Consider the following 14,949-nt stretch of genomic DNA (forward strand, 5'->3'; position numbering starts at 1 on the left):
CCTTATTCTCCACATCTTGCTAAAAGCAAAAGGGACGTCCGATGGACGCCCCTTATTTGTTACTTCTGATTCGACCAGATGACGTAATCCTTGAGGGATTCTATCTGCTTTTTATCCAGGTAGTAAGCCAGCGAGGGCCTATCCGGGAGAATGATTTCGTACATGATGAAGGAATTGATCTTCCCTGCCGAAAGAGCCTTGTCCAGACGTGCAAGCGTCTTTGAATTCGCCTTCCGTTCATCAATCTTCGGCAACAGGCCGGCAAGGCATTCCTTGATCATCGCCTCGCCCATGTCCTTGTTAGCCTCGGCACGCTTCTTGTACTCGGGTTCGAACTTCCACGCGGCCTCGATAAACGCGTAATACATCCAGAGGGTATCGGCCTCCACCACCACGGAACCATCGGGTGTCTGGAGGACACGTGCCTGCGGGTTGAACGCCCAGTGGCTTGAATCGAGCCCGTTGGCCGCATAGATTTTCTGACGCAGGGATTCGAGCCGCGGGTTGTTGCGGTTCAACACCTTCGCGATAGAAATCTCCTCGAGGGCCTTTTTCTGGTCGCCCTTGTTACGGTAAACGTCGGCAAGTAGCCAATGCGCAAGGTAATCGATGTAGTTCGCCTCAATCGCCTTCTTGTACCAGGACTCAGCCATGTCCCAGTTCTGCTCTATACCGAAGGTCTGCGCGATGTAGGCCATCACGATGGTCGCATTCGGGTCAAGCAGCAGCACGCGCTTGTAAGCATCGCGGGCTTTCGCGTATTCCTTCTTGGAAAAGAGATCCTCCGCCTTGTCTAAAGCCTTCTTCACGTCACCCTTGAACTCGAAGGCGGTCACCTTGTAACCTCCATCCACAAACCTGCGGTAGGCGGGCATGTTCAGCAAGTTGCTGCGATCCGGTTCCGGGAAAGGTTTCTTGAGTTCCTTCACGGAATAGGCAATCTTGGAGGAGTTCAGCGTCTCCATCGCGCGCTTCAGGGGGTTGTCGTCTTCCGCAAAGGCGACTGCGGCAGACATGCAGAAAATGAGAAGTGTCTTGAATTTCATACTGTAAGTATATATAAAAAATGATAAAGGTGACACAAAAGCCACCCTTTAATTTATTAAAAACATTGTAATCAATCAAACTGTAATTCGCCTAGAAACGAGCAAGACAAGGAACGCGAATCGAAGCTGTATTGACATACAGCGAGAGTTCGCGTGACACAGTATTGCGAAGTTTATCGGCGAATTACTTCACTTGCTTCGCAAAGGAATCCTTAAGATCCACCGTGCGGTTGAACACCAGGTGGCCCGGCTTGGAATCTTCGCTATCGAGGCAGAAATAGCCCTGACGCATGAACTGGAAGCGGTCTTCCAGCTTGGCGTCGACGAGGCTCGGTTCCACCTTGGCCTGCTTGATGACCATGGAATCCGGATTCAGGTAGTCGTGCCAGTCTTCGCCTTCGGGAACCTGCGCCGGGTCTTCCAGCGTAAACAGGTTATTGATGAGGCGCACTTCGGCATCCACGGCGTGTGCCGCAGAAACCCAATGGATGGTGCCCTTGACCTTGCGGCCATCTGGAGTCTCGCCGCCCTGGCTCTGCGGGTCGTATTCGCAGTGAATCACCGTCACCCTGCCGTTCGCATCCTTCTCGACGCTCTTGCAGGTCACGAAGTAAGCGCCCTTCAGGCGGACTTCGCCATCCGGCTTGAGGCGGAAGTACTTCTTCGGCGGTTCTTCCATGAAGTCGTCGGCCTCGATGTAGAGTTCCTTACCGAAGGGGACTTCGCGGGTACCGGCAGCGGGGTCGTTGGGGTTGTTTTCCACCTTGATCATTTCCACCTTGCCGTCTTCCCAGTTGTCAATCACGAGCTTCACCGGGTCGATGACCGCCATCACGCGGTTCGCCGTCTTGTTCAGTTCTTCGCGGATGCAGAAGTAGAGCAGGTTCACGTCGACCATGGAATCGGCCTTCGACACGCCGATACGGTCGCAGAACTCGCGGATGGAACTCGGGGTAAAGCCACGGCGGCGGTAACCGCAGACCGTCGGCATACGCGGGTCGTTCCAGCCCATCACGGCCTTCGTCTCCACCAGTTCCAAAAGCTTGCGCTTACTCATCATGGTGTAGGTCAGGTTCAGGCGGGCAAATTCAATCTGCTGCGGGCGGTTATCCAGGCCAAGCTCAATCAGGAACCAGTCGTACAGCGGGCGGTGCGCCTCGAATTCCAGCGTACAGATGGAGTGCGTGATGCCCTCGATCCAGTCGCTGAGCGGGTGGGCAAAGTCGTACATCGGGTAGATGCACCACTTGTCGCCAGTGCGGTGGTGCGTGCAATGCTTGATGCGGTAGATGACCGGGTCACGCATGTTCATGTTCGGGCTGGAGAGGTCCACCTTCGCACGGAGGCACTTTTCGCCGTCGGCATACTTGCCGTCGCGCATTTCGCGGAAGAGCTTCATGTTTTCTTCGACGCTGCGGTCGCGGTAGGGGCTCGGACGGCTCGGCTTACCGGCATCGTTGCCACGGTATTCCTGCATTTCGTCGCGGGTTAGGTCTTCCACATAAGCCTTGCCCATCTCAATGAGCTTTTCGGCAAAAGCGTAAATCTGGTCGTAGTAGTCGCTTGCGAAGTATTCGCCACCCTTCCATTCAAAGCCGAGCCACTTCACGTCTTCGCGGATGGAGTCCACGTATTCCACGTCTTCTTTAGTGGGGTTCGTGTCGTCGAAGCGGAGGTTCGTGACGCCGCCGAAGTCCTTGTACTTGTTTGCCGTACCGAAGTTCAGGCAGATGGACTTGGCGTGCCCGATGTGGATGTAGCCGTTCGGTTCAGGGGGGAAACGGGTGTGCACCTTGGTGCGCTTGCCCGTCTTGAGGTCGTTGACGATGATGTCCTGTACAAAATTCGAAGATTCGGGAATATCCATTGTGGTATCCTTTAAAAAATTACGGGGAAAATTTAGTAAAAAAACGCAATACAAAAAGGCACTCCCGCGGTCGGGAATGCCTTGAACAAACTGCTTTTTGAGAAACGGCTTATTTCGGCATCTGGGCGCCAGTGCCTTCCACGGCACCGAACAGTTCGAGCGCCTTGGCGAACGGATAGCGGTTCATGAACATCGTGGCGGAAGATTCCATCTTGCCGACCATGTTCATGCCCATCGCGGCACGGAAGGTGTTCGCCGGAGAATTCGGATCGTAATCGGTCTTTTCCTTGTAGCTTGCGTTGAGGAAGCCGTTCAGGTAGGCTTCGTCAAGCTTGCCCTTGAACACGGACGGATCCTTGAGCGTCACGTTGCCTTCGACCTCGGCGAGCTGTTCCACATCCTCGAAGTCCTTGGCCCAGATACGCATGAACTGTCCGCCGCCCGGAATCATGAGGTCGGCCTGCTTGTTCAGGAAGAAGATGTTGTTGGTCGCGGTCGTCACACGGGCAGCTTCCTTCTTCTTGTCGCTATCGACATGGCCACGGTCAAGGGCGGCCATGATGGTGCAACCGATAATGTTGTGGTCGATGTAGGCGTTGAGACCCGGCATGTAGCGGTATCCGTAGCCCATGTCGCCCTGGTCCTTGAGACGAGACCATGCAAAGAGCAGGGTGTTGTGATGGAACTTGACAACGGCATTTTCCTTGGCGCTGGAGCCACGGAGTTCGAGGCCAGCCATACGGAGCGCAACGAATATGTTGTTCGAAATTTCAGCCGTTCCCTTGAACATGCCACGGATAGCGTAGTTGGGAGCGTTCACGAAGGCGCAGTTCTTGATGACTAGGTCGACGGTCGGGTTGTCGAGGTAGATTTCGGAAGTCTCGGTCGTGAGGACGCGGCCGGTCAGGTCCGGACCACCGACACCGGCAGCCCCGATCGGCTGCATCATGCCGCTTTCCACGCCTTCAGGCTTGCCTGCACGGTTCGGATCCTTGTCACCGTTATAGGCGATGGAATTACCGCGGTTGAACAGGAGACCGTCAATGACGACCTTGCCTCCGTCCAGCTTGATCTGCATGGTGCCATTGCCCTTTGCCGTTCCGTTGGACTCAGCAGTGGGTTCGATCAGGGTCTTGTACTTGAGCACGTCGCGGGTCTTGAAATCGGTGGAATAACCGCCAACGATGGTCACCGGCTTGGTTACAAGGATATTGCCGCAGTCGAGCGTACCGAAGTAGTTTCCCTCGGCAACGAGAATAGTAGAACCCGCCGGAGCGGCATCGAGCGCCTTCTGGAGGTTCTTCATCGGCTTGTCGGCAGAAAGGCCGTCCTTGCGGTTGGAACCGGTTTCCTTGCTTACGTAATAGGTATCGGCATAGGCGGACGTGCACAGGGCCGCAGCCAGAGCCATGACGAGAATTTTCATGTTTTTCATATTACTCCTTTAAAGTTTTGCGAAAATATAATACAAAAAACTTACCGACGGCGCTGTTCTTCGCGAATTTTTTCCATGCGGGCCTTGTACTTTGTGTTTACCGCGTTGAGCCTCTCATCAGTAAAAGCCTTCTTGAAAGACGAATCCATCATCCCGTAGATGGATTCACGCACGCCCTGGATAAAGAATCTCGCCTCGAAATCCTCTCCGAAAATTTTTCTCATTCCATCAAAGAGAATATCGATTGTCACGCCCTGCGTGTAGGAATACTTGACTATCATGGACGCCGTGTCCGCAAGGACAACCTTCTGGCCCGTAATCGGCCCCGCAAGGGCAATCTCCGGAGCCTTGTCTCCCGCCGCCCTACGTTCCGCGGCCACCTTCTCGTAATGCTCGTTGATATCCTTCCGCTCTTCCTCCGAAAGCTGGAGTTTCCAACTTGAATCCTTCAGAGCCCTCTCGTTGTCGGCGATTCCCTGAATCATAGCATCGAGTTCAAGCATTGCGCCAACCCGCTGGGGCGTATTCATGTACGACGGCAACCCGTAGACCGAGCCCAGGATGTAAGCAAAAACTTGCATGTCGGTTGTCGTATCCACTGCGGAATTCTGCGGCTGGGCCGTATTTTCCCGGACTGAAGCCTGAGCCTCGACCGCCTGCTTATCGGCCTTCTGCGGCTCATCCGATTCACAAGCAAGCAGCGCAAAGGCACAAACACACAAGGCAACAAAATTTTTCATAGCGAAACCTCTTTTGCCCTAAATATTATATATCTTTTGTAAGGATTATTTATAGTTCAGCCCCAGGTGGGCGGACAAAAGAGGTAAAATTGAACCGTATCGACGGAAAAACAGAGACGCTCTGTATCTTCGGGCATCCGGTGGCGCACAGCAAGTCGCCCGCGATGCACAACGCCCTTTTCGAGGCGCTAGGAATCAACGCACGCTACCTCCCCCATGCACCAGAACCGGAAAAATTCGCGGACGCCATCCGCGGGTTCAGGGCAATGAATTTCCGGGGGGCAAACGTCACCATCCCGTACAAGACCGAATTCGTAGGTTGCGACGGAACCCCCAGGCTCGTAGACGAGCTTAGCAACATCAGCAAGTTTACCGGCAGCGTGAACACGCTATACTGGAAGGACGGAATTGTCGGGGGCACCCTCCGCGGAACGACAACCGACCCGTACGGCTGCATCCGCAACCTCGAAGAGAACGGCGTGAACGTCAGCAACAAGCGCGTGGCGCTCCTCGGGAACGGCGGCGCCGCAAAGGCAATCGCGTTTACGCTCGTGGAACAGGGCAACGCGCTCACCATCGTGTGCCGCACGGCAGAAAAGGGCCAGGCGCTCGCCGACAGCCTTAATGCGGTATTTGTCGAGGTCGGGGTAAAGGTTTCGACCTTCGCCGACTTCGAAAGCATCTCCGCCGATTTCGACATCATCATCAACGCGACATCCGTGGGCATGACCCCGAACGAAGGCGAAAGCCCGCTCCCCGCGGAATGCCTCCACAAGGGGCAGGTCGTGTGCGACATCGTGTACGCGCCGCCGCGCACCAGGCTATTGCAGATGGCAGAGGCGAAGGGCTGCAAGGTCGTCACGGGCGAAGGCATGCTCGTACACCAGGGGTTGGAAAGTTTCCGCAAGTGGTTCCCGAAGGAGACGGAGGGCCGCACCAACGAAGAACTGACTGCGATTATGCGCAAAGGGATGCAGGGCTAACATGAAAGAGCATATTTTCCTCACCGGATTCATGGCCAGCGGCAAGAGCCGCACGGGCCGCACCCTTTCCGAACGCCTGGGCCGCCCGCTCGTCGATACCGACGCAGTTATCGTCGAGCGCGCAGGCAAGAGCATCAGCGAGATCTTTGAACAGGATGGCGAAGCGAAGTTCCGCGAGATGGAACGCGACGTGATTGCAGAAATCGCGGCCAACGAGACACCCCAGGTGGTATCGCTCGGCGGCGGCGCCATCAACAATCCCGAAAACGTGAAGGTCATCCGCGAATCGGGAACGCTCATCCGCCTGTGGGCCAAGCCCGAAATACTGAGTGAACGCATCGGCCGCAAGAACACGCGCCCGCTGCTCGCAAACCTCAGCGACGAGGAACGCCTCGCGAAAATCAAGGTGATGCTCAAGGAGCGCGAAAAGAACTACGCGCAGGCGGATTTCAGCGTGGAAAGCACGAACGACGTGAACGATTCCCACATCATCGAGCGAATCCTGCGCATGTTGCAGTTTTGGAAGAGCCACGCGCTCGATGTTTACCCGAGCAGCGGGGGCCGCTACCCCATCTTTATCGGGAAGGATATCGTCCCCGAGACGGCATGCCTGCTCGAAGGCCTGCAGCTCTCCCCCTCACACGAATTTCTGGTATGCACCGACACGACCATCGCGAAGGCGCAGGGCAACATGCTGAACATGCTCCGCGGCCAAGCCGGCAGGTGTCCCGTATTCAAGTTCCAGGCGGGCGAACGCAACAAGACGCTCCACAACCTGAACCAGCTTTTCACGTTCATGCTGCACCGCGGCTACACCCGCAAGAGTTGCCTTCTGCAGTTCAGCGGCGGTGTCGTTGGCGACATGGCCGGCTTCGGAGCCGCCACCTACCAGCGCGGCATCCCGTTCATCCAGTTCCCCACGACCCTCCTCAGCATGGTCGACAGTTCCGTGGGCGGCAAGGTGGCGGTGAACCACCCCGAAGGCAAGAACATGATAGGCGCGTTCTACCAGCCCCGCGCGGTGGTTTGCGACATCTCGGTACTTTCGACCCTCAACGACACCGAATACCTCGCGGGCCTTGCCGAAATCGTCAAATACGGCGTCATCTACGACGAGGAATTCTTCCGCTACCTGGAAGGCAACGTAAATGCCATCAAGAACCGTGACTTCGATGCGCTCAAGCACATGATTTTCCGCAGCTGCCAGATCAAGGCAGAGGTCGTGGGCATCGACGAGAAGGAATCGGGCCTGCGCGCCATTCTCAACTACGGGCACACCTTCGGGCATGCCATCGAAAAACTTACCGGCTACAACATGTTCAGCCACGGCATCGCGGTTTCGCTCGGGATGCGCGTTGCCGCAAGGGCCGCCGTAATGCTCGGTATGATGGATGCCGCGGCAGAGGCCCGCCAGAACGCGCTCCTCGATGCGCTCGGATTCCCGAAAACCTTTGGCGTGGATACGGAAAAGGCCTGGGATGCGATGGCGGTCGACAAGAAGGCCGAAAAGGGCACGCGCGTCTACATTCTGCCCACCAGAATCGGTGCGGTCGAAAAAGTGACGAACATCGAAAAAGAAATTGTAACGAAAGCATGGGATGCAATTAGGTGAGGAATAGCATATGAGCATATTAGTTACAGGCGGAACGGGAGGACTCGGATTCCATATCCTCTCGGCACTAAGTGGCACGAGCCGCGGACTTTACAGTTTCAGCGATGAACAGCCGCAGCCCTGGCAGAAGGTGGACGGCGTGGAGTACCTCACTGGCGACATGCTGAACTTCAAGGACGTGCTGGAGATGATGCAGAAGGTCGAGCCTACGCACATCTACCACCTCGCAAGCCAATCCTCCGTGGGCCTCAGCTACAAGAAGCCCTACGAGACCCTGAACATAAACCTGCTCGGCACGCAGACGCTCCTGGAAGCCGCAAGGCAGGTGGTTCCGAAGGCGAAAATCATGCTGCTCAGTTCAAGCGAAATTTACGGCCGCACGGAACAGCACCTCACCTACCTCCACAAGGAAACCGACCTGCCGAACCCGCTCACTCCCTACGCGACATCGAAGGCGTGCATGGAAATTCTCGGCAACCAGTTCCGCAACGCAAACGACATGCACATCGTCGCCGTGCGCCCCTTCCATTTCACGGGTCCGCACCACAGCAGGCGTTTCGCAATCCCCTCCATTACCTACCAGCTGGTAAAGATAAAGTATTACCATGCCGAACCCGTTGTCTATTCGGGCAGTCTTGATATCAGCCGCGACGTGGTGGACGTTCGCGACGTTGCCCGCGGGATGATACAGATTCTCAACACGGCCCCCTCCGGCCAAGTCTACAACATCTGCAGCGGAAAGTCCTATACCTTCCGCGAACTTGTCGACATGCTCGTCGAGATTGCTGACGTGAGCGTGGACTTCCGTTTCGACCCCGCCTACGAACGCACGAACGACATTCCGCTTCTTGTGGGAGACCCCACCAAGGTGAACGAAATCGGCTGGAAACCCATGATAAGCATCGAGGACAGCCTCACCGACCTCTTCAACGAGATGGTCGTACGCAGGCGCACAGAACTCAAGCTCGGCATGGGCAAGGACCTGCCTCTGTAACCGAAGACGACCCCTCCCCAAAAGCTCGTTCACTATGCGTCTCACGCATACTGAGCATGAAAATTAAGCATTTTGTGCATGTTCCGAAAAAATTTATATTATATGCGAAACATTTCGGAGTGGCAAAGTGAAACTCAAGTTTTTAACGCTATTTTCAATCCTTGCGCTCGCTGCGAGCGTGTTTGCGGAGAGTGCCATGAGCAACATTACGGTAAACCTGCGCTATACGGGTAAGAACGGGGCGGCAAAGAAGTTCGCCGAAGAGATGGTCTCTAGCGGGACGGTGGCGAAAATCCGTGCCGAGAAGGGCAACATCCGCTACGAATATTTCCAGTCGCTGGACGATCCCGAGACTATCTTGCTGATTGACGCGTGGGAAAGCCAGGCAGCCATCGACGTGCACCACGCTTCGCCCATGATGAAGACGATTGCGAAACTCCGCGACAAGTACGACTTGAAAATGACGGTCGAGCGCTACACGCCCGACAACACCATGCCCAAGACCGACGAAAAGTTCATCAGGAAGTAAGTCGCGACAATGCAGCGCCCGCGTGCTGTTTGGCGATAAGGATTTTGGCGGGAAATAATTTGACGGGCTGCGCCACCTGTACATCGGCGACCCCTTCAGTTGCGGCCCCGATTCTTTTAGAATCGACGGTTCCCAGCAAGCAGTACCACTTTTTGGTCTCTGTGCATGTATGTTTAATCTGCAGAATTTGTCGCTCCGTCAGAAAGTTGCGAATATGCCCTTTTTAAACGACGTGATAATTTTTAAAGTTGCGTCGTGAAGTTCCTGAAAGTTCTAGAAGCGTTTGTTATTCTTGTCATATCTTTTTGCGTTACCACGTATGCACAAGATTTGGACGAGGAATTTACGCATCTTCCGGACAGCCTTCGGGAAAAGATTCTAGATAAGGACGCTGTCTTCAGCGTGCAGGAAGCGCGGGATCTGGTCAATTTCCGCAGGAGCATGGGTGACACCCTGGTTCCCAAAGAAAGTTCTCCCGACACGACCATTATTCCCAAAGACAGCCTGTTTGGCACCCACGTGAATCCGCTTATCGTCGGGACCGAAGTGCTCGGGCTCAACGCCTTTGTGTGGGCATGGGATTACTGGGTCCTGGACAAGAGTTACGCACATACGGGCCCCAGCTATTGGAAGCGGAACTTCCGCGAAGGCTGGGAATGGGACCATAACCATTGGGCCATCAACTTTTACGGACATCCGTATCAAGGCTCCATGTATTACGCCACGGCCCGTGCCGGCGGCTACGGCTTTTACGGAAGCATGGTGTTTGCTGCCCTCGGGAGTTCTACCTGGGAAATGTTCTGCGAAACAGAATACCCGGCGCCGAACGACCTGATTTCTACGACGGTCGCGGGCTCCATGTTCGGCGAAGTCCTCTACAGGCTTTCCCGCGCATCGTACAACGGTTCCAAGGTGCCCTGGTACAGGCACCTGCTCGCTTTCGCCCTGGAACCTGCCGGATATGCCCAGCGCAGGGTGTTCGGCAACAGGGATTTTTACACGGGCTGGACGCCAATCGAGTTGACGGTTGCCACGGGTATTGGCTCCAGGTTCGGTTCTGACTATCGGTTCGGTGGCGAAGACGCCGACGAGCTGGATGCCGAATGGAACGACCGTCACGGAATGATGGCGGTTTCCCTTGAGTATGGTCGGCCCTACACGAGGGTAAGGCGGCCTTTCGATTACTTCACTTTAAACTTCTTCGGCGAAGGCGGACTCGAAGGGAAAGTGCTGCAGATGGATATCATGGGGAAACTTGTGAACAGGGGTATCCACGGGCGAGGCCATTGGCTTGATTTTTCGGTGAATCTGGATTACGATACTTTTTACGGGGACCTTGCCACGGTAAGCACGCTTTCGCTTGGCGGGGCCATGGACATAGCCCTTTGGCTGACTCCCAACTTGCGGTTCCGTGTCATGAACCAGGTTTACTGGATTATGCTTGGTTCTGCCGACATGGGCTACGACGACATTATCCAAGAATTTCACCCGGATTACAAGCCCGACATGGATAGCTACCAGTACAATTCCGGCGTGAAATACAGCCTGATGATAGAAACCCTATACAAGAGGTGGAGAATCTACAACAAGACGACGATAGATGCCATGAAGACCATCGAGGGAACGACTGCGGAATATGGCGTTTCGGGCTGGGATTTTTTGCTCCTCAACAACACCGCGCTGGAATACAGGCTGTTCTCCTGGTTGGATCTGGGCCACAGGCTTGATACCTACGTGAAAATGGCGGCCTATTCCTCTAAATATGCCGAACCCATGTCCAGGCGCATCCACGCCTTTTCGTGGTACCTGAATTTCCACCTGCTAGGGAGTTGACGCCAGAGTCACCTTGAAAAATTCCACGTTCATTTCGCGGTCGGCGAGCGGCACAATCTTGCGGTCCTTGGGAATTTCGTAATCGAACTGGTGGTCCGAAACGAACGTCAACAGCGAAGACTGCTCAATGAGCTTTGAAATGCCTTTCGTGCTGTCGTGCTTGATGAAGGTGACATCGGGAATCTTCTTGCGCTTGACCTGCTCCCAGAAGCCTACGTTGCTGCGCTGGATGATGGTTTCGCCCTTGAGTTCACGGAGCCGGATGGACTTGCGCTTGGCCAGCGGGTGCTTTTTGGGGAGCGCAATCGAGAGCCGCTCCTGCATATACTTTTCGGCGCGGTATTTCTTTGCGCGCGGGGCCTTGAGCGTGATGCCGATATCCGCCGAGCCCTCGTTCAATGCCTTCAGCACTCCCGCCTCGTTGTCGATAATCTCGTAAGTGACTTGCGCGCCGGGGTATTTCTCCTGCAGTTCCTGCATCATCCGCATGGCGGGGAGGATGGCCACCGATGCGATAGAGAACGTGCGCGTACCCGCTCCCTGCGGGCTTACCTTTTCCATCATCTCGCCTTGCAAATCCATGATGCGCTTAGCGTATTCGGCGACCGTGCGCCCCTTCTCGTTCAGCTCGATGCGGTTCTTTTTGCGTTCGAAGAGCGGAGCGCCTATTTCGTCATCCAGCTTCTTGAACGCGCGGCTCACCGCCGGCTGCGAAGTGTAAAGCTTGTCCGCAACGGCAGAAAGCGTCCCGTATTCCAGGAACCCGGCCAGCAATCGCAAAATGTAGGTCTCGACAAACATAAAAAGCCCCTTTTGGGGGAGAATATAATAAATCCGCTATGCGTCAAGCGAATAGTGGGAAGATTTTCACCAGTTTTCGTAGCGGTGGCCCGTATTGAGGGCGGCGATTTGCTTCATTTCGTCGTCTGTCAACTCGAAGTCGAAAATCGATATGTTTTCTGCGATGTGGTCAGGGTTCTTGGAGCCCGGAATGGCAATGTAGCCCGATTGCACATGCCAGCGCAACACCACCTGTGCGGCCGATTTCCCGTGAGCCTTCGCTATCCTTGCGACAACTTTGTTCCCCAAGACGTCTTCGGTGTGGCCGCGCCCGCCCAGCGGGTAGTAAGATTCCACTACGGCGCCGTAGCGCTTTGCGTATTCCTTGAATTCCGTGTTCTGGTAAAACACGTGGTTCTCGTTTTGCACCACGGCAGGCTTGATTTCGAAATCGGCAAAAAAGCGCTTCGCCGTCTTTTCGGTGTAGTAATTCGATATGCCGATGGAACGGATCTTCTTCGCCTTCACAGCACGTTCCATAGCCCTGTAAACCGCCTTGTCTTCGGCGTCGCTCCCGTGCTGGTGCAACAGCATCAAATCAATATATTCGAGCCCAAGCTTTTCGAGTGAGTCGTCGATGTCTTCGTCCAGGGAACTGCTCCACGGCACCAGTTTCGATGTCACGAACAAATCTCCACGCTTCACGAGCCCATCGTCAATCGCCCGACGAATACCCCTACCCACGGCTTCTTCGTTGTCGTAGTATTTCGCCGTATCAATCAATCGATACCCGTTCTTGATGGCGACATAGACCGCATCTTCAGCCACCTTGCCGCGCAAAGTCCAAGTGCCAAGCCCGAGAACCGGCATATCGAAACCCGAATTCAACTTGACCGTAGGGGCCGCCCCTTTGCTACTCTGCACGCTTGAATCTCCTTTGTTCGAAACTTTCGGCATAGCCTGCGACGCAGCATCGCTCGAACACGCCATGAACAGGAAAACGAACAAGAAACTGAACCACCTCATGCCCTAAAAATAAACAAATCTCGCAACAAATCAAAATACTTATTTCGCATAAAAGATATGCTTTGAGGGCATAGTTTTACATTTTTTTTTGAAAATGTCATAATATGACATTGCAAGAATGTATATTTGCGCAGTGAGCAAAAAAAGACCCGCAATTTCAAGCTTGTTTGCGGGCAGGAGCGAAAATGAAGAAAAAGACCGGAAAAGGAATAGAGATAGCCCAAGTCCAAAGCAATGGGTACAAGAATCTTGTAACGCAAATAAGCTCATTGCTGGTTGAAAGCCGTAAACAGGTGTTTCAAGCAGTGAACACCACTCTCGTAAATACCTATTGGCAAATCGGTCGTCATATTGTAGAATATGAACAAGATGGCAATGCGAAAGCCCAATATGGGGCAGAACTGTTGGATAACCTCGCTAAGGACTTGACCGCGCAATTTGGAAAAGGGTTCAGCCGATCAAACCTATTCCAAGTGAGGCTATTTTACCTAAAATTTCCAAAAATCCAGACACTGTCTGGAAAATTGAGTTGGAGTCATTATACAGAAATCATCAAGGCAAACTCTGACTTGGAAATTGGTTTTTACACAAAGCAATGCGAAAACGAGAACTGGAGCGTCAGGGAACTCAAGCGTCAGATGAAAAGTCTGCTGTTCCATAGGATTGCCTTGAGCAAGGACAAGAAGAGCGTGCTGGAAATAAGCAAGCAAGGAATCCAAACGCAAAAGCCCGAAGACATCGTAAAGGACCCTTACGTTCTGGAATTTCTTGGGGTAAACGAAGACCAGAAATACCTTGAAGGAGATATCGAGGAGAAGGTTGTCGCCAACTTGCAAACGTTCTTGTTGGAGTTCGGCAAAGGCTTCGCTTTTATCGGACGGCAGTACAAGATGCAGATTGGTGCCAGACAGTTCAAAGTAGATTTAGTGTTCTACAATTACAATCTCAAGTGCTTTGTTCTTATTGATTTAAAACGCGGCGAAATCGAGCATTACGATGTGGGGCAAATGAACATGTACCTGAATTTCTTCAAAAAAGAGGTCTGCGCCCAAGACGATAATCCGCCTATCGGAATAGTACTCGGTGCCTACAAGGACCAGTTGTTGATGGAATACGCGATGCAGGGAATAGAAAACAATTTATTCGTAAGCAAGTACCAACTTTATCTCCCCAAGCGCGAGGAATTGCAGGGCGAACTTGAAAAACTGCTTTCGGGAAAGTGACATAAAGACTCGCAATTTCAAGCATATCAACAACTCCCTAAATGAAGAATTTAAGGGCTTTCCAACGGTCGCAAATTTTGCGCCAGTTCAAATGGAATTTTAGCCCGAAAATGGATTATTTGTGTTTTTCAAGTGCAGGTGGCCGCTTTCACTATGCACTACACGCATACTGGGCATAAAAATTACGCATTACGCGGCCGTCCTGAAATTATTTATATTAAAGGCAACCGGTTCAAAGGAATTTTTACAGAAAAGGCGGATTCCATGAAAAAAATCACCTTGATTCTTTTATCACTTCTTCTAGGAGTCTCTATGGCAGCAGAAAAGAAAATCCTCGTCGTTTACTATTCCCGTGCTGACGAAAACTACTCCGTCGGGAACATTTCCAAGGGCAATACCGAAATCATTGCCGAGATGATAGCGAAAAAGACGGGTGGCACGCTTTTGCATGTGGAACCCGCGAAGGAATACCCCAAGAAATACGACGACTGCATCAACGTGGCCAAGAAGGAACTTGCGCAGGACGCACGCCCGGCCATCAAGCCGGTGAACGTGAACCCCGAAGAATTCGACGAGATTTACGTCGGTTACCCGGTGTGGTGGGGTGAAATGCCCATGCCCATGTTCACCTTCTTCGAGAAGTATAACCTGAAAGGCAAGACGATTCACCCGTTCGTGACCCACGAAGGTAGCGGCCTCTCGGGTGTTGCGCGCCTCAAGAAGGTGACCGGCGCGAACGTGACTCCCGGCCTTGCCATCTACGGACACGTGGCCCAGAACGAACGCGACAAGGCCCAGAAAGAAGTCGATAAGTGGGTAAAGTAATCGGCTAGCGCCTTATGGGCGGAGTGTTTTAGAAAGATTGCCAGGAAACTCTTGGC

Annotated in this window: 13 protein-coding genes; 7 read left to right on the plus strand and 6 right to left on the minus strand. The window is 53.6% G+C overall.

What is annotated here, in order from left to right:
• Positions 1 to 59: 59 nt before the first annotated feature.
• The 4 genes from B4A77_RS05175 to B4A77_RS05190 form a co-directional block, all read right to left on the minus strand.
• Positions 60 to 1,046 (minus strand): tetratricopeptide repeat protein, encoded by a 987-nt coding sequence (locus tag B4A77_RS05175; RefSeq protein WP_290738886.1) that lies wholly within the window; start codon positions 1,044 to 1,046, stop codon positions 60 to 62.
• Between the two features lie 184 nt (positions 1,047 to 1,230).
• Positions 1,231 to 2,913, minus strand: a complete 1,683-nt coding sequence (locus B4A77_RS05180; protein WP_290738888.1) for a glutamine--tRNA ligase/YqeY domain fusion protein — start codon at positions 2,911 to 2,913, stop codon at positions 1,231 to 1,233.
• Positions 2,914 to 3,022: 109 nt separating this feature from the next.
• Positions 3,023 to 4,348 (minus strand): hypothetical protein, encoded by a 1,326-nt coding sequence (locus tag B4A77_RS05185; protein WP_290738891.1) that lies wholly within the window; start codon positions 4,346 to 4,348, stop codon positions 3,023 to 3,025.
• A gap of 41 nt (positions 4,349 to 4,389) precedes the next feature.
• Positions 4,390 to 5,088: a hypothetical protein gene (locus B4A77_RS05190; protein ID WP_290738894.1), complete on the minus strand. Its 699-nt coding sequence runs from the start codon at positions 5,086 to 5,088 to the stop codon at positions 4,390 to 4,392.
• A gap of 89 nt (positions 5,089 to 5,177) precedes the next feature.
• Here B4A77_RS05190 and aroE point away from each other — a divergent pair, with 89 nt between their 5' ends.
• From aroE to B4A77_RS05215, 5 genes are all read left to right on the plus strand, one after another.
• The gene (aroE, locus tag B4A77_RS05195) at positions 5,178 to 6,071 is read left to right on the plus strand and encodes a shikimate dehydrogenase (RefSeq protein ID WP_290726966.1); all 894 of its coding nucleotides are present in this window, start codon (positions 5,178 to 5,180) and stop codon (positions 6,069 to 6,071) included.
• A 1-nt stretch (position 6,072) separates the two neighbouring features.
• Positions 6,073 to 7,683: a 3-dehydroquinate synthase gene (gene aroB, locus B4A77_RS05200; protein WP_290729118.1), complete on the plus strand. Its 1,611-nt coding sequence runs from the start codon at positions 6,073 to 6,075 to the stop codon at positions 7,681 to 7,683.
• A gap of 10 nt (positions 7,684 to 7,693) precedes the next feature.
• A complete protein-coding gene (locus B4A77_RS05205; protein WP_173366634.1) occupies positions 7,694 to 8,677 on the plus strand; it encodes a GDP-mannose 4,6-dehydratase in 984 nt (327 codons plus the stop codon).
• 196 nt (positions 8,678 to 8,873) lie between these two features.
• A complete protein-coding gene (locus B4A77_RS05210) occupies positions 8,874 to 9,206 on the plus strand; it encodes a putative quinol monooxygenase (RefSeq protein WP_072980505.1) in 333 nt (110 codons plus the stop codon).
• 255 nt (positions 9,207 to 9,461) lie between these two features.
• On the plus strand, positions 9,462 to 11,039 hold the full coding sequence (locus B4A77_RS05215; RefSeq protein WP_290738897.1) for a DUF3943 domain-containing protein: 1,578 nt from the start codon (positions 9,462 to 9,464) through the stop codon (positions 11,037 to 11,039).
• Here B4A77_RS05215 and B4A77_RS05220 read toward each other — a convergent pair.
• Together B4A77_RS05220 and B4A77_RS05225 are read right to left on the minus strand one after the other, a co-directional pair.
• Positions 11,028 to 11,840 carry a LysR family transcriptional regulator gene (locus B4A77_RS05220; protein WP_290738900.1) on the minus strand — a complete coding sequence of 271 codons (813 nt, stop codon included), beginning with the start codon at positions 11,838 to 11,840 and terminating at the stop codon, positions 11,028 to 11,030. The genes B4A77_RS05215 and B4A77_RS05220 overlap by 12 nt on opposite strands.
• 66 nt (positions 11,841 to 11,906) lie before the next feature.
• Complete coding sequence (locus B4A77_RS05225; RefSeq protein WP_290738903.1) at positions 11,907 to 12,845, minus strand: aldo/keto reductase; 939 nt, start codon at positions 12,843 to 12,845, stop codon at positions 11,907 to 11,909.
• A 185-nt stretch (positions 12,846 to 13,030) separates the two neighbouring features.
• Between B4A77_RS05225 and B4A77_RS05230 the strand changes: the two genes are divergently transcribed.
• Together B4A77_RS05230 and B4A77_RS05235 are read left to right on the plus strand one after the other, a co-directional pair.
• Positions 13,031 to 14,068, plus strand: a complete 1,038-nt coding sequence (locus B4A77_RS05230; RefSeq protein ID WP_290738906.1) for a PDDEXK nuclease domain-containing protein — start codon at positions 13,031 to 13,033, stop codon at positions 14,066 to 14,068.
• Positions 14,069 to 14,380: 312 nt separating this feature from the next.
• The gene (locus B4A77_RS05235) at positions 14,381 to 14,893 is read left to right on the plus strand and encodes a flavodoxin (RefSeq protein ID WP_073189543.1); all 513 of its coding nucleotides are present in this window, start codon (positions 14,381 to 14,383) and stop codon (positions 14,891 to 14,893) included.
• Positions 14,894 to 14,949 lie beyond the last annotated feature (56 nt).

This window comes from Fibrobacter sp. UBA3718 (genome assembly GCF_002371935.1).
Taxonomy (GTDB): Bacteria; Fibrobacterota; Fibrobacteria; order Fibrobacterales; family Fibrobacteraceae; genus Fibrobacter.

Excerpts from the sequence above, each read along its gene's own strand:
- B4A77_RS05175 (WP_290738886.1), bottom strand. The coding sequence starts at position 1,046 with ATGAAATTCAAGACACTTCTCATTTTCTGCATGTCTGCCGCAGTCGCC.
- B4A77_RS05180 (WP_290738888.1), bottom strand. The coding sequence starts at position 2,913 with ATGGATATTCCCGAATCTTCGAATTTTGTACAGGACATCATCGTCAAC.
- B4A77_RS05185 (WP_290738891.1), bottom strand. The coding sequence starts at position 4,348 with ATGAAAAACATGAAAATTCTCGTCATGGCTCTGGCTGCGGCCCTGTGC.
- B4A77_RS05190 (WP_290738894.1), bottom strand. The coding sequence starts at position 5,088 with ATGAAAAATTTTGTTGCCTTGTGTGTTTGTGCCTTTGCGCTGCTTGCT.
- aroB (WP_290729118.1), top strand. The coding sequence starts at position 6,073 with ATGAAAGAGCATATTTTCCTCACCGGATTCATGGCCAGCGGCAAGAGC.
- B4A77_RS05205 (WP_173366634.1), top strand. The coding sequence starts at position 7,694 with ATGAGCATATTAGTTACAGGCGGAACGGGAGGACTCGGATTCCATATC.
- B4A77_RS05210 (WP_072980505.1), top strand. The coding sequence starts at position 8,874 with ATGAGCAACATTACGGTAAACCTGCGCTATACGGGTAAGAACGGGGCG.
- B4A77_RS05220 (WP_290738900.1), bottom strand. The coding sequence starts at position 11,840 with ATGTTTGTCGAGACCTACATTTTGCGATTGCTGGCCGGGTTCCTGGAA.
- B4A77_RS05225 (WP_290738903.1), bottom strand. The coding sequence starts at position 12,845 with ATGAGGTGGTTCAGTTTCTTGTTCGTTTTCCTGTTCATGGCGTGTTCG.
- B4A77_RS05230 (WP_290738906.1), top strand. The coding sequence starts at position 13,031 with ATGAAGAAAAAGACCGGAAAAGGAATAGAGATAGCCCAAGTCCAAAGC.
- B4A77_RS05235 (WP_073189543.1), top strand. The coding sequence starts at position 14,381 with ATGGCAGCAGAAAAGAAAATCCTCGTCGTTTACTATTCCCGTGCTGAC.